Genomic DNA, 20,200 nt, shown 5'->3' with positions numbered 1-20,200 from the left:
GCCGCTTGAAAAACAGTCTCGTCACCCCCGGCCTATCAGCTCGTCGAGTGTGCGCTGGACGGGCTTGCGGCTTCTGAGCTCTTCGCGCTCCGATTCCTCGTCTATGATTATCTTCCCGTACTCACCGCCTCCGCCCGGTCGAATGTTCACAGTTCCCTCCCTGAACGATCTTAGCAGTTCGGCAACCCGCTCGTCGACTTCTGCTATCTTCTCGGTCGGTGTCTCGATTAGCACGTCTATTTCACTACCGAAGCGCCGGACTAACGAGTTCCAGACAGCTCTGACCTTTTTGGCGGTTATAGTCGATAGTCCGAGGGCTTTCGCGATTATCTCGGCTAGTGGGATAATTCTGAGGTAAGGTGGTCTATGGCTAGGATGTTCCGGCTTCTCGAGATCGGCCAGTTCCAGGACTCTGTCCCGGACACCCTTTTTAATCGTGCCTCCACATTCGGGACACCTCCAGTTAAGGCGTTCTGCCTCATCGAGCTCGAACTGACGCTTGCATCGAGCACAGGCGGTCCGGTTGTACTTACCCAGCTCGGGGATGAGTCCCACGTTGAGTACTACGCGGCCACCCGGTTTCCTCCTGATCGCCGCTTTGAGAGCGTCGTACGACGGCTCCTCTAGCTCGAACCTCACGAACTCGCGACCCAGACGATGCGGGTAAGGGGAGTGGGCATCGGAGCACGTGAGGAACGTGTACTCGTGAAGTTCCGATATCCGATCCGCGTAATCGGAATCGGCCGAAAGTCCAAGTTCTACGAAGTCCACGCGGTTTACGGCACTACTGTAGCATTCTTTCAGTGAGTCGTACTCTTTGAAAACGCTCGTCCACGGCACGAAGGCGTGTGCAGGTCCGAAGAGGCAGTCGTGATCTTTGAGTAAATCCGCCAACTCCGCCCCAGTCATGCGCAGATGCGGTCGGCCTTCAGCATCAATGTCGTCGGAGTACTTGGAAAGTTCTCCGTGCAGTTCTTCGGCGTGATCGAGTGATGGTAAAATGATCAAATGGTGCACGCGACGCTCGTCTTCGACCTCTACCGTTGGGACGAACAGTACACCGGTTTTCGGCTCCTTAATGAGTCCATATTCGTCCTCTACGAGCTCCCTCCGCACGTGGCGTCTCCATTTCGGGTGTAGTATGTCGCCCGTGCCAACGAGATCTAGACCTTTCTTAGCGGCCCCTCGTGCTATCTCCCGTATTACCATCCTAGGTGAGGTGCCTCCCGAGTACTGGGAATGTAGATGTAGGTCTGAGTCGTATTGCTCTCCCACTTCACTCACCCGGCCAAGGGATTATTTCACGGAGTCTATCTTCGGTTTCCGGCACGATGTAGAACGATACCCACGCCGCTAGTATGACGATGGCGAGTCCCACCAACTGACCGATCACATCGTGGGCTAGCCGGAACCCCACTCCCCACACCTCCATCATGTAGAACATGCCCGCCAGCCTTAGCACGTTGCCGGCCGTGAGCAGTGCTACGGACGCGACGAGAGCAGCGATTTTTCGGAGCACAGATGGACCGGGGGTGGCGACGATCAGTCCTACGAACAGCGAGATAGCGGGCCAGACGACGCATCCTTTCACGATTACCGCACTTACGGTTCCGATCTGGAATATGTAGCCGGACTTGGGAACGGTGAGCCCCATTAAATGGAGCACACTTTCTACCCACTGGGCCGTCACATACTGGAGCGGCTCGGTGTCTATGCCCGAGTAAACGAACAGTGATACCGAGATGACACTGGTTAGGTACCTCAGGTCCACCACTCACCACCCCGGCATCAGCTCTAGGAGCCGCATTAAGCCCGAGACTCCAAAAGTTTGGATCACCCACGCCGATGATAGCATCATGAGCAGGTCGTCTCCCTTGTGGTGGTCCTCGACTCCGGTAACATTCGAGAGGATGTCCGCCGCGGTTACGGCGATACCCATTACTAAGGCACCCCGGGCGCTTCCGGTGATCAGCCACCCTAGCCCCGACGCCGCTAAGAACTCGAAGAACGTCCCTATCGGGCTGATTCCTTCCTCAACCTCACGGATCCGAAATCCCTTGAGCGACACCACTGGATTGATCGATCTCGGGATGAACTGCGTGATACCGCCGGCACCATCTACTCCTTTAGCGACTAGGAAGGCCAAGCAAGAGTTCTCGAGACCTACGAGTGGTGCGAGACCGTATATCATAAGCGCGGCTAGGACGATCGAATTCCACGGGTCGTACCGTTCCCGCTTCTCGTAAATCATGGGGGCGAGCGGGGGTCGGATGAAAGCCGTAAGGAGTGTGAGTCCGAAGATCAAGGCGTGAAGGGGAGTTAACGTAGCTCGGAGTACCAATGGGGCTACTGCGGCTCCTCCCACGGCAGAGTACAGCAGGGTTGAAACTGGATTTCGTGGGAGCTTCCTGCGAAGTGCAGCCCCCAGGGTAAATTCTCCTATCAGGGCAGAAACTATTGCGAGTGCGGGGTGTCCGGTGATAGATGCTGCCACGATTCCTGAGGCCACGGCTGTGAGAGGTGGACCGTACTCTTCCACACATACTGAAACCAAGGCGACCCAAGGAGACAGTGCGGGAGGGATAAGGGGAGAGAGTGCCGAGGAAATAGCGCGGACGGCGTGTCGCCAGTGTGGTCCCAATGAGGCTCACCCTATGTACCTGAGGTCTTCTTCCGGTTTACCCTCTTCCGCCTCCTGCTGCACCTCCTCTAGCGCCGAAGGCATCTCCTCCATCTGTGCCACGAATTCGCGCTCGAATCGCTCGGCTTGCTTTTTCAACGAATCGGCCTCAACTTCAACCCCCAGAATCGTGGACAGTTTCTCGACGACGGCCATCGCAGCCCGTGGGTCAACAACGTGCCCTGGGGTTACACCCATCAAGCAAACTCCTTTCATGCCCATCATCTTCCCGAAGCCGAGCAGCAAACCGGAAGCTCCTACGATATTGCCGCCCTTGTCGCCGCTGCGGACTTCAATACCGTGCTCCTTTAGCAGGTCGATAAGCTCCTTGTGCGTAGCCGCCCCGACGACCTTTGGTTCCGTCGGGACGGTTCCGGTTCCGAGGCCTCCGAGTGTGAAGATCATTTCCGTTCCGAACTCCTTAACGGTTTGCAGTATGCGGATGGTGACCTTGTACTGTCCGAGTTCACCCTGCGCTTGTGCCTCGCCGATGAGGATGATGATGTCGGGTTCGTTACCTTCGGATTCGTACACGTAGAACTCGTTCCTCATCACTTCCACAATACCATCCTCGTTCACGGATACGTGTGGCGGGAAGTGCGGTGAGTACAGCTCCGCAAACTTTTCGGCACCTAAGTCTTCGATCATCGCCTCGGCGGCTAGCTTACCCACGTGCCCGATACCGGGAAGCCCTTCCACGAGGACCGGCTTTTCCACCTCCGGCTCGAAATCGAACTTAATCACGGTGTTCCCACGAGCCAGCTCCAGCAAGTCCAAATTTTAATCCCCCTCGCCAGGAGGCGGGCCGAATTTCTCGGCCCACATCCTTTTCTTTAGCTTCCTCCGATATTTACCGTACGGATCTTCCGGGGAGAATCGGTGCGGGTGCGGCACTTCCAGATTTCCACCGCAATGCGGGCATTTGTCCCTTTGAAGCGTGTATTCCCCGCACTCCCTACACCTGCGTAGTCGTTTAGGCACGCTTTACCCCTCCTCGATCTCCCGGTGAAACTCTCCCTCGCCTCCGTGCTCTTCCACGTGGTCGATCGCGGCCTGAGCTGCTTTCCTGACCATTTTCTCAGCCGTTCGGTAATCTGGGGCGTCCACGGTGATTCGGTATCGTGGAGCTCCTACGTACTGTACTTCCATTTTAACGTCACCTTGCTGGAACTCTTCGATCTTCTCGAGCGCCTCTCGGATTATCTCTACACCGTTCGGAGCCGGGCATGTGAGATCGACGTACGCCTCGATCTTCACGCGACCCGGCTCGATGTTCTCAATCGCCAGTTCCGCGAGCTTTTCTGCCCACTCTTCCGGTACTCCGGCCTTGAGGAGCGGTTCCGGTCCTTCCTCGGCGGCCGCCCTTTCCAGTGCATCGTAAAGGGACCCGTATTCCTCGATCAGCTTGTACCCGGCCTCCTCGTAAGCTTCGTCCAGGTCCTTGCCGAGCTCTTCTGCGACCATCTCGAGGAGCTTTTCGGCCCTCTGCTCACGCTTCCATTCCTTCAGTTTCTCCTTGCGCTGGTGGTCGGTGACCTTCCTGAGTGAGAGATTGGCGTACTTACGCTTCGGGTTCACGCGGATAACCTTGGCGACTACTTTCTGACCCTCCTTGACGTAGTCACCGATGTTCTTGACCCAACCGCTTGCCACCTCAGAGATATGGATGTATCCGTCCACTCCAGGGTACTCGTCCAGCGTGACGAAAGCTCCGTGGTCTTCGACACGCTCTACCGTAGCCATCACTATCTCGCCTTCTTCGGGAATATCACGCAACTTTCTGGGCATTACTCGAGCACCTCCTTGATCTTGGTGAGGATCTTGGCCTTACCGCCGGTCGGCTTGGCTAGAGTACGGCCGCAGATGTGGCACTTCACCTCGGTGCTCACGTTTCCGAATATGATCTGCTCGTTACCACAATCCACGCACTCCACGCGGAGGAATCTGCTACGAGGCTGCGGTACGAGGTCGGACTCGGTGAACCTCTTCAGGAATCGCTCCTCATCCAAGACGATCTCACCCCCTACTCCTCGGTAATCTCAAGGGTACCGGCCCGCCAACCCTTCCGAGTGTGGGCTTTACCACATTCGGTACATCGGTAGCGCAGATCCACTTTCTTCGTGGGTTTCTCTCCCGACGGCTTGGGACGTGGGAATCCACCGTATCCCTTCAGAACACGCTCGAACTGACGTTGTCCCCACGACATCTTTCTCGCTGGGTTCTTCTTGGCACGCTCTACCTCGTGGATGGTGTGTTTCCTGCAGTATGGGCAGTACGTTCGTATTTTCTTCGGGATCTTGGCCAACGACTCACCCCCTCCACCTTCGGATGTGTTCCGCGAAGGGACCGCCCCATCGACGCCCACGTTCCGAGAGGATCCGCGCGGCCGTCTCCCCAACCATTAATAAATCTCCCTCCTTTGAGGGTGGCACTCCCACGCCCGTATCCGGATCCACGAAAGCGGGTAGCTTCCCGCGAACGACGCACACCTCGAGCTTGGGTTCTGGTTCTAAACGGTCATCTTCTTCCTCGGTTCCTGCCACGACATCATTCCCGATGACCTGGATCGCATCCTTCACCACTTCACGTAGGTCTTCCACGTCCGGCGTTACGGGGTAAATGAGTTGAGCCTCTTCTGCGAACAGGTCCATTTTGCGGAGCATCCCCACGAGCTCGGCGACGTCCGTCGTCCCGGCGTTCAGGCTCCAGTACAGTCGGACTAATAATCGTTGGAGCGTGTACGTCCTGCAGAACATGTACCTGAGGAGAGCTCGACGTACGTACAAAACGTCCTCTTCTCGATCTGTGGAGCACTCGATCTCTTGGAGCAGCTCGTCCAGCTCTCGGTAACTTCTGATATCCTCCTTGGCGATCTCGCATGCCTCCCGGAGCACTTCGGCTCCCAGGTTCTCGAAGTACTCCCTCACCATCTCACGAAGCCATCCTCTGGGAGTTCGACGCTCCATGATCTGCGGGTTGATCCTGGAGAAGGCTTTGTTCACGCGTTCAGCGAACTCCTTCAGGTCTTCCAGCAAGCGCTCGGCGGATCTGACGTCCACTGCTTCCAAGCCCCGACGATTCTTTTTCTCCTCCAGATCAACTTGCGTCCGAACTCAAAAACCTCGCCGCACGCTCAAACTTTATACGGTCGGACACGTCCCGCCGGAGCCGAGAAAACGGTGGAGGATTGGGGGAAACGGCCGATGGGACGCGGTGGACGCAGGAATCCAGGTAGGCCAAGACGCGGTTCTCTGGCCTTCAGTCCGAGGAAGCGTGCCTCACGGCCCGTTCCTAGGATCCGAAGTTGGCCGGACGAGGAGAGAGTGCGCGTGCAAGGATTCGCAGGTTACAAGGCCGGAATGACCCACGTCATCATGATCGATGACTGGCCTAACAGTCCGACCGAAGGTGAAGAAATCTCGGTGCCCGTAACGATCCTCGATGCCCCTCCGATGTACGTCGTCGCTATCCGCGCTTATGCGCCCACGCCGGACGGTTACAAGTGCGTAACCGAGGCGTGGGCGGGGATTCCCAAGGAGCTGGAGATGGACCGGGTGTTCACGGTACCCAAGGATGGCGAGGCTGGAGATCTGGACAAGATCGAGGAGCTCGTCGACGAGGGTATCGTGGAGGAGATCAGGGTTATCGTGGCCACACAGCCGAAGAAGGCTGGAGTTCCGAAGAAGAAGCCTGACGTCATGGAGTACAGGATCGGCGGTAAGGACGTACGGGAGCGTTTCGAGTACGCTGTAGAGATACTCGGCGAGGAGATCAGAGCCAAGGACGTCTTCGACGAGGGCGAGATCGTGGACGTTTCCGCAATTACGAAGGGTAAGGGCTTCCAGGGCGTGGTGAAGCGCTGGGGTGTTACGATCCAGGACCGTAAGGCTCAGCGGAAGCAGAAAGGGCGGCACATCGGATCGATAGGTCCGATCACACCCTCCAGGGTGAGGTGGACCGTCCCAATGGCGGGTCAAGTGGGTTATCATCAGCGCACCGAGCACAATAAGCGCATCCTCAAGATCGGAGAGGACGGTGAGGAAGTCACTCCTCGCGGAGGTTTCGTTAACTATGGAGTCGTCAGCGGTGATTACATCATGATTCACGGCACGGTTCCTGGACCGAAGAAGAGGTTGATCCGGGTAAGACCTGCAGTGCGACCGCCGAAGAACGCGCCCGAAGGAGCGCCCGAGATCCTGTACATCAGCCGAACATCGCAGCAGGGTGTTCGGCCTAAGGCTTCCGAGGATGAGATCGTGGAGCAGCTCGGAGGCCCCACGAGCGCTTAAGGGGGGTAGTGAATGGTGGAAGCTCCCGTCTTCAACCTCGAGGGTGAAGATGTCGACACAATCGACCTACCGTCTTTCTTCAAGGAGCCGGTCCGTAAGGACCTCATCCGGCGCGCGGTGCTTGCGGCTCAGGCTAACCGCCGCCAACCCTACGGTACCGATCCGCGCGCCGGTTTCAGGACTAGCGCCGAGTCCTGGGGCGCCGGTCACGGCGTGGCGATGGTTCCGAGGGTGAAGGGACGAAGACATCCGGCGGCCGGTAGGGCCGCCAGGGTCGCCCAGGCGGTCGGAGGGCAGAAGGCCCACGCACCGACGCCAGAAAAGGACTGGGCTCAGCGAGTTAACAGGAAGGAGCGACGTGTGACGCTCAGATCCGCTCTGGCGGCGACTGCCAAGCCCGAGTTCGTGAAGGAGCGCGGCCATGTAATCGATGACGTTCCACACCTCCCAGTGGTGGTCGTGGACGAGCTAAGGAGCGTGAACAAGGCCAGGGAGGTCCGGGAATTCTTCAAGAACGTCGGGTTGTGGGCCGACGTAGAGCGGGCCAAGCGCAAGCGACGTATTCGCGCGGGTAAAGGAAAGCGGCGCGGTCGGCGGTACGTGAAGCCGAAGAGCGTGCTCATCGTGGTGGATGAGGACGATGGTATCAAGTTAGGTGCCAGGAACCACCCGGGCGTCGACGTCGTCGAGGCGATGCACTTGGGCGTTGAACACCTGGCTCCCGGTGCGCATCCCGGGCGACTGACCGTGTTCACACCCGGAGCTCTGGAGGTCCTGGAAGAGCGCTTGGGGGAGTAAACCGTGGCCAAGAGATACGGTCCTAAGATCGAAGACCCACACGACGTCCTACTGTACCCAGTAGCCACTGAGAAGGCGATGCGGTTGATGGAGTCGGAGAACAAGCTCACTTTCATCGTACGGCGGGATGCCAACAAACCTCTCATCAAGAGGGCCGTCGAGGAGCTGTTCGATGTTGAGGTGGAAAAGGTAAACACCCTGATCACCCCGACCGGGGAGAAAAAAGTTTACGTCAAGTTAAAGCCGGAGTACCGCGCTGAGGACGTCGCAGCCGAGTTAAGGATTCTGTAGGGGGCTTCCGAGATGGGCAAGCGTATCCGCCCGCAACGGCTGGGACGTGGCGGGCCTACATACCGCGCTCCATCTCACCGTTACCGCGGTCGTATAGAGCATAGGCCTTATGATGAACAGGAAAAGAAGGGCAAGGTCGTCGGTAAGGTAGTCGAGCTGCTCCATGATCCGGCGCGCAACGCTCCAGTTGCTAGAGTAAGGTTCGAGGACGGAGAGGAGCGGCTCATATTAGTGCCCGAGGGGACCAAGGTAGGCGACACCATAGAGTGCGGTGTGTCTGCGGAGATCAAACCCGGCAACACGCTTCCACTCGCGGAGATCCCGGAAGGAGTTCCCATATTCAACATCGAGGGACAGCCGGGCGACGGCGGTAAGTTCGCGCGGGCGCCCGGATGCTACGCCACCATCATCGCCCACGATGTCGGACGTACCTACGTGCAGCTCCCCTCCGGTAAGGTACGCACGTTCGACCCACGATGTCGGGCCACGATCGGTGTCATGTCCGGTGGCGGTAAGCGCGAGAAGCCGTTCGTTAAGGCGGGTAAGAAGTATCACCACATGCGCAGCAAGGGTGGTAAGTGGCCGAAAGTACGCGGTGTCGCGATGAACGCCGTCGACCACCCGTTCGGTGGAGGTAATCACCAGAGTCCGGGTAAGCCCACGACGATCGCTAGAGGTGACCCGCCGGGTAGGAAGGTCGGTCACATCGCGGCCCGGAAGACGGGTCGTGGTGGACGCCGCTAACGCCCGCTTACGTGCTTCTTCCGGAACCACTCGAGTTCTTCCGCACTAATTTCTACCTTCACGACGAAGCTTCCGTGACACGGTTTCGTTATCGGTAGTATGATCCAACCATCCCCGTACGCTACTGGGATCTTTCCACATCCTATCACCCGAAGCCCAGGTAGAACCTCCTCACCAGGCCGCAACTTGATGATGTTTCCAAACTTCGATTCAATGTATCTCACACAGTCGCCGAACGGCCTTTTTGCCATAAGTATCTCGTATTCCCGCTCCTCAAGACAGAACGTCATCGACTCGCCCCCAGCACGTCCTCGACAGCCTTAACCCACCTCTTCGGGTCGTGCTTCCACCGCCGACCAGTTACCGGTGCGGTGAGGAACCCGTAGTCCTCGAGCCGATCCTCGAACTCCTCGATGCACACAGCTCTCGCGTCGTCGGGTTCGGATACTTCCTTAAGGGTGACCGCTATCTGTAGCTCTGCATCGTTCGTCACGAACGCGAGCAGGATACCGGCGGCGTCAGGATCCTCTAGGTATTTCTCGTACGTTCGAGTTTCATCCACGTACAGCCCCTCAGGGTCGGCGTACTCGAGGAGCTTACATCCTGTCTCGGTGCTGAGTACCAAACACTCTATCGTCATACCGGTGACACGCGTAAATTGCGGAGGAGATTTTCGGTGGGATCTTCGGACACCCCAGGGAGACGACGAGCAAGGGAGGTTCCCCCTTGATCGCTGTACTGGTGGACGACGGGTTTGAAGAGATCGAGTTCGGCGCAGTCGTGAGCGTACTCTCACGCGGCGGGCTCGAGTGGGATCTGGTGGGAGTCGAGGAGCGCGCTGAAGGGATGGGGGGTATGGAAGTGGACATCGACTCCACGGTGTGGGATGTCGAGGGGGGCGATTATGAGGGTGTAATCGTGCCCGGCGGATCCGCGCCCACGACGCTGATCGGTTATCGGCACTGCCTGAACCTCATCCAGTCTGTGGAATCCGACGGTGGTGTAGTAGTGGGTTTATCCTCTGGAGCGTTAGTCCTTGCGGAGGCTGGGGTTCTACGTGGAAGGAAGGCGACCACATACCCAGGATTTGAAGCGGAGCTCAAGGTGAACGGCGCGGAGCCCGTGCCTAAAGGGGTGGTGAGAGACGGGAACGTGGTGACTAGTAGGGGCCCGGCGTTCGCGATCGAAGCTTGCCTAGAGGTAGTTCGAGAGCTCTGCGGTGATCACATGGCAAACTCCGTCGCAAGACAACTCATCCTGAAGTGACGACTAACGTCCCCGCCAGGAGATCGAACATCCGTTGTCGTGATTCAGTCAGCAGAACCAACGCACCGTCCACGTAGCATACTACTGGTAAGGCCTTCGAAACGTTTCGAATTGCCGCCTCCGGGAAACTCACGGCCTCTCCTTCTTCGTTGACGACCTTGAGTTCGAAAACCCGTTTACCTGGGCTTTCTCCGTAGGTGCCTTCGAATATCGTCCAGTATATCCATGAAGTCAGTGACCAAGTGCTGAGGAACTTCACCGGAGTCACCAGACACGCTAAAGCCAGACATATCAACAACGATATCACGGCCGTGATCACACAGTCAATAGCGTAGGCGCCGAACCGCAGCTCGAAAGGTGCCGGATTCACCTGAACGGCCCCAGCAAATTATTGAGCCCTACGGTTTGATAAAACTAAGAGGTCTCCGGCCGGGTGGTTTCGGACGTGATCGTAATGGGGATCGACATCGTCCGATCTAAACCCCCGGAATATGCCGTGGCGATACTGGAGGATGGTGAGGAAGTCCTCAAGAGACGTCTCTCCAAGCGCGAACTCTTCGATCTCATTCTCTCGCTGAAACCGGACGTGGTAGCCGTGGATGACGTCTATGAACTCCTGAACGGAGCTTCTGAGCTCTTAGAACTCGTGAAGTCGCATCCCGAGCTCAAGTTAGTTCAAGTCACAGGAAAGCCCGGCAACCAACGGTCACTCCAACGCTTGGCGCGTGAACACGGTCTCCCGACGCCCGATCCCAGGAACCCAGAGGAGGAAGCGCTGACGTGTGCGCGCCTGGCAGAACTCGGGGTTGGTGTGGAGGCGTTCGTGCTGGAGGACGAGACGAGAGTCCGAATAGGTCGTCTGCGAAGACCCGGTCAGGGAGGGTACAGCCAGTCACGTTACGCTAGGAACCTGCACGCCGCGGTGAAGAGAGCCACGAGAGAGCTCCAACGGCTCCTCGAAGCGGAGGGGATGGAGTACGATCTTCGGGTCAGAAAGGCCGAGGGAGGATACGCCAGCGCCGAGTTCACCGTGTATGATCGGTACGATCGCGTGAAACCTGTCGTGAACAAGGTCGACGCGCGGGAGATCAAAATCGACGTCGAGCCCGTACTTCGCGACCGAATCACGTTCCGGGATACCTCCCACCGCCGTGAGCTTCTCACCATCGGCGTGGACCCCGGGACGACTACGGCTTTGGCAGTTCTCAACGCGGATGGCGAGGTCGTACACCTCGAGAGTTCCCGTGAGCTATCCTTCAGCGAGCTCACCGAGCGGATCGAGTCGCTGGGCAGACCTGCGGTAGTCGCCACCGATGTTACTCCCGTCCCTCAGACCGTTCGACGGTTGGCCCGATCCCTGGGAGCACGGCTTTACGTGCCGGATCGCCGACTCTCGGTGGACGAGAAACGTGAACTCGTGAAAGGACATCTCGCCCGGCAGGACCAGAACGTCAGACCCAGGGACACCCACCAACGTGACGCGCTTGCTGCAGCGGTAAAGGCATACCACGCGATCGTGAAGCCAGCTCTGCGTAAGGTCGAGCACAAAGCTTCGGAAGAGATCAAACGTCGGGACATACTCCGGGCCGCCAGCTACGTGATCAAGGGACTCCCGGTTGTGGACGCTCTCCGGATAGTGGAAGAAGAGAGTCAAGTGGAGCGTGAACGGAGGGAAGAGCGCGAGAAGATCCATCGATACCGTGAGCGTATCGCCTCATTGAAGAAAGAACTGCGTGCATACGAGAAAAAGGTCGAGAAGTACGAGCATGAGATAGAGCACTTAGAACGCCTCGTTGAGCGTCTTAAGCGCGAAAACGAAGAGCTTCAAAGGAAGTTGGATCGGATGCGTGATAGGATAGAGGAGCTCGTCGAAGAAAAGATAGGTCGTAAGCTCGAGGCTAAGGAGCGTGAGATCGAGCTCTTAAGACGTGAACTGATCCGCGAAAAGTCGCGTCGGGAACGCCTAGAACGGGAGTTGAGACGGGCCGAGAGACTCAATGCCATCCTTCGGTCGGGTAAGGGAATACCGGTCGTCGAGGTGGAGAAAGCGTCGCACGATGCACTCTCGGAGTTAGAGACCCCACCAGTGTTCGTGCTTTACGTCGAAGATCCCAGTGGCATGAGTGAGTCAAACGTCAGGGAGCTCTTCGACCTGAGTCCTGAGGCCGTGATCGTACCTGAGGATGCGTCGATACCGGAACACGCTTTGGAGGAGTTTCGTCGCCTCGATTTGCCACTACTCCGTGAGGGTGAAGACGTAACTGTGAGGAGGGCAGGTACTCTGGCCCTCGTGGAGTCGGACGAGCTTCGGAGGGCCGTGAGGAGAGCTCGGAAGCGGTGGGAAGAACGCGAGCGGGAGCGGGAAAAAGAGCGCATATTGCGTTGCATCGAAGAGTACCAACGCAGGCGGAGAGGGAAGTTCATCCGGTGATCCGGGAGAGTAGTGCTCGATATCGAGGTAAATCCTCTAACTTATCCAGGTCCGTCGCCGGTACTTCCAATTCCTTGGATCCTATGTTCTTCAGGAACCCTCTAACGGTGCGGTGTTCCGGTGCGTCCTCCGCGTGTACCAGGAACGGGAACAAGGTCTCGCGGGTGTGACAAGGGGGTTCGGCGACTTCTCGAAACATCCTTGGGTCGAATACGACGTCGCATGATGTCACGCACACTATCTCGTTCGGGAACTCTCGGAACACCGCTCTCACGCCCGCCATAGGTCCTGAGCCTTTACTGTCTCGCAGCCATGGCCCATCCCAGCGCCCGTCCCTACGGGGTGAAACCGCGTAGACCTCCTCGCAACCGATCTTACGCAGCATTTTCGCCGCCCATTCTACGATCGGCCGACCGTTCACCGTCAGCCAAGGTTTGTCACCGCCGAGCCTCTGGCCTTTGCCTCCCATCAGTACGGCTCCTATCATCTTCCTCCAGCACCCGTTCGCACTCGGAGCATAACGGCACGTTCGTGCGGAGCGGTTTGCCGCAGCGCGCGCACCGTGGCGGCGAGAGGAGGATGTCCTTGATTTTCCCATCGGAGAGGTCGAACACTTGAGCCAACACCTTTATCCGTACACCCGACTCGTAGAGTTCCCTCACCTGATAATCGCGGTACCTGCGAAGTCGTTCGAAGTAAGATCTCCGGACGGGCTCGCACGTGGGAGCCCGAAGACCACACCGGCTCAGTTTGATCGTCCCGGACACGGGGATTGGCCCCCTTGACGCTGATAGCGCAGATAGCGGCCAGCTTCGGGGCCTTGCTCCTGGGTGCCTGGCTGTTCACGAACACCGTCGAGTGGATCGGTTATCGGTTCAAGTTACCATCTGGATTCACCGGGAGCTTCATAGCCGCAGTGGCCACAGCTCTACCCGAAACCTTAGTACCTATCGTAGCGATCGTCTCGGGATACCGGGAAGGGGTAGCTATAGGCGCCATTTTAGGCGCTCCCCTGATGTTGTCGACGGTCGCTATGGGAATAGGAGGCCTTTCGGTGCTCGCGGCGTACTTAATGGGTCGCCGGCGGCGACCCGTAATAGAGACCTCCCACTTTAGCTTGGATGTCCGACATTTTCTGGTGGCGTACTCCTTAGTACTCGCGGTATCACTTGTGGATTTCAAACCTGCCCATTTTACCGTCGCAGCCGTGCTGTTCCTGCTGTACCTAGCCTACGTACGACAGCTCCTGAGGGCCGGGGACGTGGTTGAGCGGCCTTCCATCAAGTTCGAAATGGCACATCCAGTACTGGCGGGTCTGTTGGCCGCCGTGTTCCTCGTCGGTTCGGTCGCTCTGTTGGTAGTTGGGGCGCACGGATTCGCGGATGCGGTGGAACGACTAGCGGAGAGACTCGGAGCCGACCCGTTCACTGTGTCGTGTCTTCTCGCACCGGTTGCCACGGAACTCCCGGAGAAGCTGAACAGCGTGATCTGGTATCTGAAAGGCCGTGACGACCTGGCCCTGGGTAATGTGACAGGTGCGATAGTATTCCAAGCGACGTTTCCAGTCGCTGTAGGACTCCTGTTCACGAGCTGGCGCCTCGGTTCTAGGGAATTGGTAACCATCACCGTACCACTCGCGGCGATGACGCTGCTGTACTTTTACGGCCGCAGTAACGAGCTGGACTGGAAGGTGATGTCCATGGTAGCCGTCTTGTACCCCGTCCCGTTCGTCTTCACGTAATGGGTACTCTCGAATGAAAGGTTACAAATTACATAACGTTTCTAGGGTGGGCCCGCCGGGATTTGAACCCGGGACCACGGGGTTATGAGCCCCGCGCTCTAACCGGACTGAGCTGCGGGCCCGACTCCCCGCGCATGTGATGAAAGTGCGAAGTCGTAAAAAGCTTTGCGCGGAGGTGGGGATGACGAATTCAGCCTTGTGGGACCCCTGAGGGATGACCGTAGGCGGACTTTCCGACCCCTATCTACCCGTCGGAAATTTTTTGTCATTCCTTTACGTTTTCTTTGCGTCTATCCCTCGGATCGCGGGGGTTGACCGTTGACGGCTGGACACACCGAGGAGGTAATTTCAGATCTCTCAAATCGTGTTAGGGAAGAACTGGACCCCATCGAACTTTCCAACGAGGTGAAGAGGGAGCTGGAGCGTTTCGCCGTCAACTTCCGCAGTCGGTACTACAAGAGATTACGTGACGCCGGGATCGACGTCGACGAGTACCGCTGGATCGTGGAGGCAGTGTGTAAGACCGTGGAGCGGGCGCTTGAGGATGTCGACTGGAGGTTAGGGTACGTAGCCGAGCGCGGCGTTCACAAAGTTCTGGAGGAGCTTGAGAAGCACCTCAAGTTAGGGGAGGAGTGAGCGTGACCCGTCGTGTCATCGCCTCGGAGAAGGCGCGTGAGAGGATCCTCAGGCTCTGGCATGAGGTATACTTGGCGGAGAGGCTCGAGGTTAATCGAAGCTCGGTGAAAGAAACATTAAGTTCGGAGTTCTACGAACGATTCGTCCCTCCGCTATCCGACCGCGCTTACGCGCATCTGGAGAGGATGTTGCAGGACGAACTGAGACGCAAAAAGTCCGAATTGTCAGATCCGGAAAAGGCACAGAAGGTTGTCGAGCGAGCCTTGGAGATCGCGGATGAAGTACTCGAGGAGGAGGCGGAGAGAGCACTGAGCCGGGCGGCTAAACGATTAGCTGCGAAGCTAAAAGAAGCTGCAGGTAGATCACTCAGAGGATGATCTTCGACGGTACCCGTCCCGGGCACCCTCCACTAACTCTTTTGCTAGCTCTTTAACCCGCTTCTCTGCTTCCGCTATGTCCTCGGACTTGTGTATTTCCTCGATGAACGCCGATCCGACGATCGCCCCGTCAGCGCCAGCGGCTATTACCTCCTCCACGTGCCAACGCTCCGAAATCCCGAATCCCACGGCTACAGGTAGGTCGATGTGGTCACGCACCCAACGAACGAGTTTCAGAGTACCTTCGGAAAGATCCCGTCGTGCTCCGGTGACGCCGTACCTGGAGATCACGTACACGAACCCTGAGGCCCTCTCCCCTATCTTCTTCAGTCGCTCATCAGTCGTTGAAGGGGCTACTAGGTAGATCACGTCGATTCCGAGATCTCGAGCGACGGAATGGACCTCGTCGGATTCCTCGACCGGCATGTCCGCAACTATGATTCCGGAGACACCGGCCTCCGCCGCCGTCGAGAGATACCGCTCCAACCCGTTGGCGTGGAGCGTGTTATAGTAACACAGGAGCACGACGGGAACGAACTCGGACACCTCCTTTGCGACTTCCAAGCAATCCCATGGTGTAGTGCCCGCCCGCAACGCCTCGTCTACCGCCTTCTGTATCGTCGGACCGTCGGCGATGGGCTCGGAGAACGGAACCCCGAGTTCCAAGATGTCCACACCTCCATCACGGAGCGCCCTAGCCAGTGAGATGGTTTCTTCGAGTCCCGGGTATCCACAGGTTAAGTACCCGATCAACGCGCCACGTCCTTCGCTTTTAGTCTCCTCGAAGATCCTTTCTAGGACCAATATCGAACACTCCCCGGACCTGCGGCCCGTGGTCCGTAAAGCGGCTTTCCCGTGTGGTCGGGGATGATGTGTCAACCGGGTCTACGAGGATATCACCGATGAAGAGTGGGAGCGGTGGCTGACCCTAAGCCAACCGTTCTGGCGGCCATCACACCTACAGCGTACGCTACCGCGTTGGCGGTCCGCATAGGCTCGGCCGTCGTCGGTCCTAGGTGTACGAGCACGTCCGCGAGTTCCTTCGCTTCTCGACTGAGCCCTTTAGTCTCGGATCCCGTCAGGAGGCAGATCTGATCCGCTCCTTTCACAGCCCGTAGGAGTTCCCGCTCGGCGTTCGGCGCCGTCGGATGTAAACCGACTACGACGTCGAACCCTGCCAACGCTTCTTTCAGGTCCCTTTCGATTCGAAGGTCGATAAGCGAAGAGGCCCCCACCTTTTTCTCGGCCCCACGAACGGCGTCCCGGTTCGGCTCCACCAATATCAGGCTTCCCAGTTTCAGTGCCGCGGTTATCCGGATTAAGTCGGCGATCTCGTACCCCGTCTCCGGTCGCTCACAGCACACGTGAATGTGCTTAAAGGCGCCGGACGGAAGCCAACCCCGGTGCGGCTCCCTCAGTGTTGCTGGAGTGATTCCGATCAAGTATCCACGTCGGGACACGTGGACGTCCACGTACCGGTCCGGGCTGTCGAGATCCACGGACGCACCCGTGGCCTGCCGCACCGCTTCGCCGACTTCGATGGCCAGATCACGGGACGTGTAGGGAAGATCCTTGTCGAGTCTCCTGGCGTCGACGGCGAAGGTATGATGCGGCAATATTTCATTTTTCGCGAGTTTAGCCGCCAGTGCGGCGATCCTATCGAGATCGTTGGATCGGCCTCTATGCTTCACGATCACGATCCGAGATACCTCAGGGAATTTCTCTCTCAGCCTATTAACGACCACGTCGGGATCTTCTACTCCCTTAATCCTAAGCCTGCGAACCGGTTTCAGAGGATCGGGCTCCGCGGGTAATTTGAGCCTGTCCTGTATTTTCCGTGCCATTCTCTCGGTCTCATCCGGTCGAACGTCCGGAACGAGCGTTAGGAGCAGCTCCACAGGGGACCGCCCCACGTAACTTTTTTAATTCGAGACGGGAGTCTCCCGCGGGCGCAGCCGGGGCAGCTTAGCCTGGTAGAGCGCGGGGCTCATAGGGCCCGATGACCTCGAGAGGTGAACCGGCCTGGGATACCCCGAGGTCCCGGGTTCAAATCCCGGCCCCGGCACCAAGTCAGGAACCGTTACGAAATTCATAACGTTTTGGGGGACCGGCGGCGATGCCCCGCGCAGCGGAGCTGCGTCTCGTGAAGTGTCCTCCACCCCGTCATTTTCCCGAGATGGTGAAACTATCCAGGGCGTTATTCAGACTTCTGGTGGAGGAGCACGGTGCTGACGGGGCTCTAGAGAGGCTCGCAGATCCGAGATGGTTCCAATCTCTGGCGTGTCTGCTAGGGTATGAGCGGGATACGTCCGGTAGTACTACAGTCGTCACGGCGGCGCTCCGTGAGGCGTTGGATCCCGAAGAACACGGGATCGCCGTCGCTGGTGGGAAAGGACGACTGGCCCTTGAAACCCCGGAGCGCGTGCGGGAGCTCGCCGATCGGATGGATTTGGATCCCCGGCCATTGGTGACGGCTAGCCGTCTAACGGCACGGTCGGACTCCGTGTGTCTCCAAGATGGTCACGACCTCTACCACCACGTTATCGTGTTCGACGAAAACGGTAGGTGGGTGGTGATCCAGCAGGGAATGGACGTCGATCGGAAGACCGCGCGACGTTACCACTGGCTCGACAGCGAAGTCTCGGAGTTTGTGGAGGGACATCCGGTGGTGGCGGATGAGGCGAGGAAAGTCCTGTCGCTTCAGGGGGATCGAGCCGATAAGTGTCGGGAGATCGTACTCGATCTAGTTGGGGATGGTCCGGACCGCGTGTTGCGAGAGTGGAGGGCTGTCAGGAACAGCGTCTCAGGACCGCTCGATGAATACCTGGGTATAGAGGGTGGCGTCGAAGTGCCCGACGGATGGGTGCCAAGGCGTCTCGATCGAGACGCTCTGCTGCGCCTGTATGAGGTCAATCCAACCGATTTCAAGGAGTTCCTGGCCGTGCGCGGCGTCGGACGGGGTCTAGTCCGTGCCCTGGCGTTGATCGCCGAAGTAGTGTATGGAGAAGGGCCCGACCGTCGCGATCCTGCCGAGTACACGGCAGCTTTCGGCTGCAAGTCCGGGGATCCTTACCCGGTGCATCGAGAGCTCATGAGACTTGCAGCCGAGCTGCTGGAGCGGATTAGGTCTCCCCGGCTCCGCCGCTTCCTGGACCGTGTGACCGAGTCTTAAAATACCCGTACAGATCGTTCTGTTTCAGAGAACGTTCAGGGGGTGATCTCCGAATGCTCATCTGCGTAGTCGGGATGCCGGGGGCTGGCAAAGGTGAGTTCGTCAAGGTCGCCCGTGAAGAAGGTATCCCCGTCGTGGTGATGGGTGACGCAGTCCGTCGCGAAGCCGAGCGTCGGGGGATGGACGTAGGAGAGATGGCGAAGCGACTCCGTGAGGAGCGAGGAATGGACGCAGTTGCCCGGTTAGTGGTGGAAGACGTCGAACGCGAACTGAGGCGGGCTGGAATTGTAGTAATCGACGGAATCAGGAACCCGGAGGAGCTCGAGTATTTCCGGAACAGGTTCGGTGAGCGGTCGGTGATAGTCGTGGCTATCCACGCGTCCCCTCAGACTAGGTTCGAAAGATTGCGTGGACGAGGCCGTGAGGACGATCCGAACACCAAGCGAGAGTTCGAAGAGCGGGACGAGCGAGAGTTAGGGTTCGGGATCGGTGACGTGATCTCTCGAGCCGACGTGATGATAGTGAACGAGAGCGTTAGCCTGCCGGAGTTCCGGGAGAAGTGCCGGATGGTAATAAAGGCGATCTTAAGGGGTGATCCGGATGATCTCCCGGGTAATTTTGACTACTTACGTATACCCGACTGAAGACGAGGAGAAAGTCCGAAAAGCCGTGGGAAATCTGTTCGATCTTGAGATGTTTGAGGAACGTGAGGAGGAAATGGGTGACTTAAAGAGACTAGAGTTCGTGTGCGAGGGTCCCCAGGCACGCTTGAGTCTGGGTCGCATTTACGAGCTGCTCAGGGAGCAGCAGATCCTAGACGCGGCCCGGAGGGTGCTGCGAGAAGGAGTCACCGCTGAAGGATCGATCCTGTTCCACCTGAACAAACAGGTAGCGTTCGCTGGGAGCGTGAGCTTCGCCGAAGGAGGGGAATCCCCGATGGGTCCCATAGTGGTGGAAGTTTTCCCCGAGCGACCCGAGGACGTCGAGAAGGTGATCGACTGGCTGGCACCCGAGACGATCGACGGGAAGCCGATTTACGAGGTAAAGAGGCCGAGGGTGCGGGAGGAAGAGCTCGAGTGGCGGTAGGACGCAGGTTGGACGCGTTCATTAGGGACGTCAGTCTCGCCGAAAGCCGACGTGAGGCCAAACGGCTGGTAAAGTCGGGACGTGTACGTGTGAACGGCAAGCCTGTCAGGAGGCCTTGGTGGCTGGTATTCCCTGGAGACGAAATCGAAGTTGACGGTGTTACCGTGCGGGTGGGAGACAATGGTGGCGAGAGGTGAGTTAGTCGGATCGAAGGTGATCGTTCGGGATGACCGAGATGCGAACAGATTGTACTCCTCTATGTACGGGAAACCGTCACGTCGCGGCCTGCAGCTGTGGCCTGAAGAAGCGCTATTCTTATGTGAGATCGGTAGGCTCGAAGTCCGCAGTGGAAACGCACGGATTAGTTCGGAGGAGCTGATGGCTAAGTTTATGGAGAAGGATCCGAGATTCCCCGTACGTTACGCAGTATATGCTGATCTCAGACGACGTGGATGGAAGCCTAAACCAGGCCGCAAATTCGGGACCGAATTCCGGGCGTTCCGCAGTGAAGACGAAAGGATAGCAGTCAAAGTACTGCAGGAGGAATTTGACAAGTTCACAGCTCAAGATGTTTTGAAGTGGTTGAAACTAGTTGAAAGTACGGAGTTTGATCTAGTAGTAGCTATAGTAGACAACGACTACGATGTGAATTACTACATGTTTTCAGAGCTAGCTCCCTAGGGGAACTT

Annotated in this window: 30 protein-coding genes and 2 tRNA genes; 15 read left to right on the top strand and 17 right to left on the bottom strand. The window is 57.9% G+C overall.

The window, feature by feature from the left end; genetic code table 11:
- Positions 1 to 21: 21 nt before the first annotated feature.
- The 9 genes from BW919_RS03070 to BW919_RS03030 are packed head-to-tail and all read right to left on the bottom strand — an operon-like array spanning position 22 to position 5,739.
- Positions 22 to 1,275: a TIGR00375 family protein gene (locus BW919_RS03070; protein ID WP_088335594.1), complete on the bottom strand. Its 1,254-nt coding sequence runs from the start codon at positions 1,273 to 1,275 to the stop codon at positions 22 to 24.
- Position 1,276: 1 nt separating this feature from the next.
- On the bottom strand, positions 1,277 to 1,771 hold the full coding sequence (locus tag BW919_RS03065; RefSeq protein ID WP_157665943.1) for an archaeosortase/exosortase family protein: 495 nt from the start codon (positions 1,769 to 1,771) through the stop codon (positions 1,277 to 1,279).
- Positions 1,772 to 1,774: 3 nt separating this feature from the next.
- A complete protein-coding gene (locus BW919_RS03060) occupies positions 1,775 to 2,641 on the bottom strand; it encodes a hypothetical protein (protein WP_157665941.1) in 867 nt (288 codons plus the stop codon).
- A 6-nt stretch (positions 2,642 to 2,647) separates the two neighbouring features.
- A complete protein-coding gene (locus BW919_RS03055; RefSeq protein WP_198324655.1) occupies positions 2,648 to 3,457 on the bottom strand; it encodes a proteasome assembly chaperone family protein in 810 nt (269 codons plus the stop codon).
- Positions 3,458 to 3,460: 3 nt separating this feature from the next.
- A complete protein-coding gene (locus tag BW919_RS03050; protein WP_088335591.1) occupies positions 3,461 to 3,661 on the bottom strand; it encodes an RNA-protein complex protein Nop10 in 201 nt (66 codons plus the stop codon).
- Between the two features lie 3 nt (positions 3,662 to 3,664).
- Complete coding sequence (locus BW919_RS03045) at positions 3,665 to 4,468, bottom strand: translation initiation factor IF-2 subunit alpha (RefSeq protein ID WP_088335590.1); 804 nt, start codon at positions 4,466 to 4,468, stop codon at positions 3,665 to 3,667.
- On the bottom strand, positions 4,468 to 4,671 hold the full coding sequence (locus BW919_RS03040; protein WP_088336477.1) for a 30S ribosomal protein S27e: 204 nt from the start codon (positions 4,669 to 4,671) through the stop codon (positions 4,468 to 4,470). The genes BW919_RS03045 and BW919_RS03040 overlap by 1 nt, the downstream gene beginning before the upstream one ends.
- Positions 4,672 to 4,703: 32 nt before the next feature.
- Entirely contained in the window at positions 4,704 to 4,985 is a 282-nt protein-coding gene (locus BW919_RS03035; protein ID WP_011018787.1) for a 50S ribosomal protein L44e, read from the bottom strand.
- A gap of 4 nt (positions 4,986 to 4,989) precedes the next feature.
- A complete protein-coding gene (locus tag BW919_RS03030; protein ID WP_088335589.1) occupies positions 4,990 to 5,739 on the bottom strand; it encodes a hypothetical protein in 750 nt (249 codons plus the stop codon).
- 144 nt (positions 5,740 to 5,883) lie between these two features.
- Between BW919_RS03030 and BW919_RS03025 the strand changes: the two genes are divergently transcribed.
- From BW919_RS03025 to BW919_RS03010, 4 genes are read left to right on the top strand one after another with little or no spacing between them, the layout of a single operon-like run.
- Entirely contained in the window at positions 5,884 to 6,969 is a 1,086-nt protein-coding gene (locus BW919_RS03025) for a 50S ribosomal protein L3 (protein WP_088335588.1), read from the top strand.
- Positions 6,970 to 6,984: 15 nt separating this feature from the next.
- On the top strand, positions 6,985 to 7,767 hold the full coding sequence (gene rpl4p, locus BW919_RS03020; RefSeq protein ID WP_088336476.1) for a 50S ribosomal protein L4: 783 nt from the start codon (positions 6,985 to 6,987) through the stop codon (positions 7,765 to 7,767).
- Positions 7,768 to 7,770: 3 nt separating this feature from the next.
- Positions 7,771 to 8,058, top strand: a complete 288-nt coding sequence (locus BW919_RS03015) for a 50S ribosomal protein L23 (protein ID WP_088335587.1) — start codon at positions 7,771 to 7,773, stop codon at positions 8,056 to 8,058.
- A gap of 12 nt (positions 8,059 to 8,070) precedes the next feature.
- Positions 8,071 to 8,802, top strand: a complete 732-nt coding sequence (locus BW919_RS03010; RefSeq protein ID WP_088335586.1) for a 50S ribosomal protein L2 — start codon at positions 8,071 to 8,073, stop codon at positions 8,800 to 8,802.
- Here the strand turns inward: BW919_RS03010 and BW919_RS03005 are convergent.
- Together BW919_RS03005 and BW919_RS03000 are read right to left on the bottom strand one after the other, a co-directional pair.
- Positions 8,799 to 9,092 (bottom strand): DUF1894 domain-containing protein, encoded by a 294-nt coding sequence (locus BW919_RS03005; RefSeq protein WP_088335585.1) that lies wholly within the window; start codon positions 9,090 to 9,092, stop codon positions 8,799 to 8,801. The genes BW919_RS03010 and BW919_RS03005 overlap by 4 nt on opposite strands.
- Positions 9,089 to 9,442 (bottom strand): DUF1890 family protein, encoded by a 354-nt coding sequence (locus tag BW919_RS03000; RefSeq protein ID WP_088335584.1) that lies wholly within the window; start codon positions 9,440 to 9,442, stop codon positions 9,089 to 9,091. Before BW919_RS03000 ends, BW919_RS03005 begins: the two co-directional genes overlap by 4 nt.
- An 86-nt stretch (positions 9,443 to 9,528) precedes the next feature.
- Between BW919_RS03000 and BW919_RS02995 the strand changes: the two genes are divergently transcribed.
- A complete protein-coding gene (locus BW919_RS02995; RefSeq protein WP_157665939.1) occupies positions 9,529 to 10,068 on the top strand; it encodes a DJ-1/PfpI family protein in 540 nt (179 codons plus the stop codon).
- On the opposite strand, the gene BW919_RS02990 is transcribed toward BW919_RS02995, so the two are convergent.
- The gene (locus BW919_RS02990) at positions 10,055 to 10,438 is read right to left on the bottom strand and encodes an RDD family protein (protein WP_088335582.1); all 384 of its coding nucleotides are present in this window, start codon (positions 10,436 to 10,438) and stop codon (positions 10,055 to 10,057) included. The genes BW919_RS02995 and BW919_RS02990 overlap by 14 nt on opposite strands.
- Positions 10,439 to 10,522: 84 nt before the next feature.
- Between BW919_RS02990 and BW919_RS02985 the strand changes: the two genes are divergently transcribed.
- A complete protein-coding gene (locus BW919_RS02985) occupies positions 10,523 to 12,499 on the top strand; it encodes a DUF460 domain-containing protein (RefSeq protein WP_232452933.1) in 1,977 nt (658 codons plus the stop codon).
- On the opposite strand, the gene BW919_RS02980 is transcribed toward BW919_RS02985, so the two are convergent.
- The gene (locus tag BW919_RS02980) at positions 12,489 to 12,986 is read right to left on the bottom strand and encodes a molybdenum cofactor guanylyltransferase (RefSeq protein ID WP_157665937.1); all 498 of its coding nucleotides are present in this window, start codon (positions 12,984 to 12,986) and stop codon (positions 12,489 to 12,491) included. The genes BW919_RS02985 and BW919_RS02980 overlap by 11 nt on opposite strands.
- A complete protein-coding gene (locus BW919_RS07840; protein WP_157665935.1) occupies positions 12,937 to 13,266 on the bottom strand; it encodes a hypothetical protein in 330 nt (109 codons plus the stop codon). The genes BW919_RS02980 and BW919_RS07840 overlap by 50 nt, the downstream gene beginning before the upstream one ends.
- A gap of 14 nt (positions 13,267 to 13,280) precedes the next feature.
- Here BW919_RS07840 and BW919_RS02975 point away from each other — a divergent pair, with 14 nt between their 5' ends.
- Complete coding sequence (locus BW919_RS02975) at positions 13,281 to 14,240, top strand: sodium:calcium antiporter (RefSeq protein ID WP_168168717.1); 960 nt, start codon at positions 13,281 to 13,283, stop codon at positions 14,238 to 14,240.
- A 47-nt stretch (positions 14,241 to 14,287) separates the two neighbouring features.
- Here the strand turns inward: BW919_RS02975 and BW919_RS02970 are convergent.
- Positions 14,288 to 14,362, bottom strand: a tRNA-Ile gene (locus BW919_RS02970).
- Between the two features lie 196 nt (positions 14,363 to 14,558).
- Between BW919_RS02970 and BW919_RS02965 the strand changes: the two genes are divergently transcribed.
- Complete coding sequence (locus BW919_RS02965; RefSeq protein ID WP_088335578.1) at positions 14,559 to 14,876, top strand: hypothetical protein; 318 nt, start codon at positions 14,559 to 14,561, stop codon at positions 14,874 to 14,876.
- A 2-nt stretch (positions 14,877 to 14,878) separates the two neighbouring features.
- Positions 14,879 to 15,253, top strand: coding sequence for a hypothetical protein (locus tag BW919_RS02960; RefSeq protein ID WP_088335577.1), 375 nt, complete (start codon positions 14,879 to 14,881; stop codon positions 15,251 to 15,253).
- Here the strand turns inward: BW919_RS02960 and trpA are convergent.
- Positions 15,239 to 16,057 (bottom strand): tryptophan synthase subunit alpha, encoded by an 819-nt coding sequence (gene trpA / locus BW919_RS02955; RefSeq protein WP_088335576.1) that lies wholly within the window; start codon positions 16,055 to 16,057, stop codon positions 15,239 to 15,241. The genes BW919_RS02960 and trpA overlap by 15 nt on opposite strands.
- Positions 16,058 to 16,149: 92 nt before the next feature.
- On the bottom strand, positions 16,150 to 17,151 hold the full coding sequence (locus BW919_RS02950; protein WP_088335575.1) for a THUMP domain-containing protein: 1,002 nt from the start codon (positions 17,149 to 17,151) through the stop codon (positions 16,150 to 16,152).
- 56 nt (positions 17,152 to 17,207) lie between these two features.
- Between BW919_RS02950 and BW919_RS02945 the strand changes: the two genes are divergently transcribed.
- From BW919_RS02945 to BW919_RS02920, 6 genes are all read left to right on the top strand, one after another.
- A tRNA-Met gene (locus tag BW919_RS02945) sits at positions 17,208 to 17,321 on the top strand.
- A 48-nt stretch (positions 17,322 to 17,369) separates the two neighbouring features.
- Entirely contained in the window at positions 17,370 to 18,425 is a 1,056-nt protein-coding gene (locus BW919_RS02940; RefSeq protein WP_088335574.1) for a DUF763 domain-containing protein, read from the top strand.
- Between the two features lie 53 nt (positions 18,426 to 18,478).
- Positions 18,479 to 19,069 (top strand): AAA family ATPase, encoded by a 591-nt coding sequence (locus BW919_RS02935; RefSeq protein ID WP_088335573.1) that lies wholly within the window; start codon positions 18,479 to 18,481, stop codon positions 19,067 to 19,069.
- Complete coding sequence (locus BW919_RS02930; RefSeq protein ID WP_088335572.1) at positions 19,026 to 19,511, top strand: RNA-binding domain-containing protein; 486 nt, start codon at positions 19,026 to 19,028, stop codon at positions 19,509 to 19,511. The genes BW919_RS02935 and BW919_RS02930 overlap by 44 nt, the downstream gene beginning before the upstream one ends.
- Complete coding sequence (locus BW919_RS02925; RefSeq protein ID WP_157665933.1) at positions 19,502 to 19,708, top strand: S4 domain-containing protein; 207 nt, start codon at positions 19,502 to 19,504, stop codon at positions 19,706 to 19,708. Before BW919_RS02930 ends, BW919_RS02925 begins: the two co-directional genes overlap by 10 nt.
- Positions 19,692 to 20,192 carry a hypothetical protein gene (locus BW919_RS02920; RefSeq protein WP_088335570.1) on the top strand — a complete coding sequence of 167 codons (501 nt, stop codon included), beginning with the start codon at positions 19,692 to 19,694 and terminating at the stop codon, positions 20,190 to 20,192. Before BW919_RS02925 ends, BW919_RS02920 begins: the two co-directional genes overlap by 17 nt.
- Positions 20,193 to 20,200 lie beyond the last annotated feature (8 nt).

The organism is Methanopyrus sp. KOL6, from assembly GCF_002201915.1.
GTDB lineage: Archaea > JAADCQ01 > Methanopyri > Methanopyrales > Methanopyraceae > Methanopyrus.
Note: the sequence above shows the minus strand (reverse complement) of the source record. Positions and strands in the feature narration are given on the sequence as shown.

What these genes read in the sequence shown, in the direction of transcription:
- BW919_RS03045 (WP_088335590.1), bottom strand. Translation starts at nt 4,468, where the DNA reads ATGCCCAGAAAGTTGCGTGATATTCCCGAAGAAGGCGAGATAGTGATG.
- BW919_RS03025 (WP_088335588.1), top strand. Translation starts at nt 5,884, where the DNA reads ATGGGACGCGGTGGACGCAGGAATCCAGGTAGGCCAAGACGCGGTTCT.
- BW919_RS03010 (WP_088335586.1), top strand. Translation starts at nt 8,071, where the DNA reads ATGGGCAAGCGTATCCGCCCGCAACGGCTGGGACGTGGCGGGCCTACA.
- BW919_RS03005 (WP_088335585.1), bottom strand. Translation starts at nt 9,092, where the DNA reads ATGACGTTCTGTCTTGAGGAGCGGGAATACGAGATACTTATGGCAAAA.
- BW919_RS03000 (WP_088335584.1), bottom strand. Translation starts at nt 9,442, where the DNA reads ATGACGATAGAGTGTTTGGTACTCAGCACCGAGACAGGATGTAAGCTC.
- BW919_RS02985 (WP_232452933.1), top strand. Translation starts at nt 10,523, where the DNA reads ATGGGGATCGACATCGTCCGATCTAAACCCCCGGAATATGCCGTGGCG.
- BW919_RS02980 (WP_157665937.1), bottom strand. Translation starts at nt 12,986, where the DNA reads ATGATAGGAGCCGTACTGATGGGAGGCAAAGGCCAGAGGCTCGGCGGT.
- BW919_RS02940 (WP_088335574.1), top strand. Translation starts at nt 17,370, where the DNA reads ATGCCCCGCGCAGCGGAGCTGCGTCTCGTGAAGTGTCCTCCACCCCGT.
- BW919_RS02935 (WP_088335573.1), top strand. Translation starts at nt 18,479, where the DNA reads ATGCTCATCTGCGTAGTCGGGATGCCGGGGGCTGGCAAAGGTGAGTTC.
- BW919_RS02930 (WP_088335572.1), top strand. Translation starts at nt 19,026, where the DNA reads ATGATCTCCCGGGTAATTTTGACTACTTACGTATACCCGACTGAAGAC.
- BW919_RS02920 (WP_088335570.1), top strand. Translation starts at nt 19,692, where the DNA reads ATGGTGGCGAGAGGTGAGTTAGTCGGATCGAAGGTGATCGTTCGGGAT.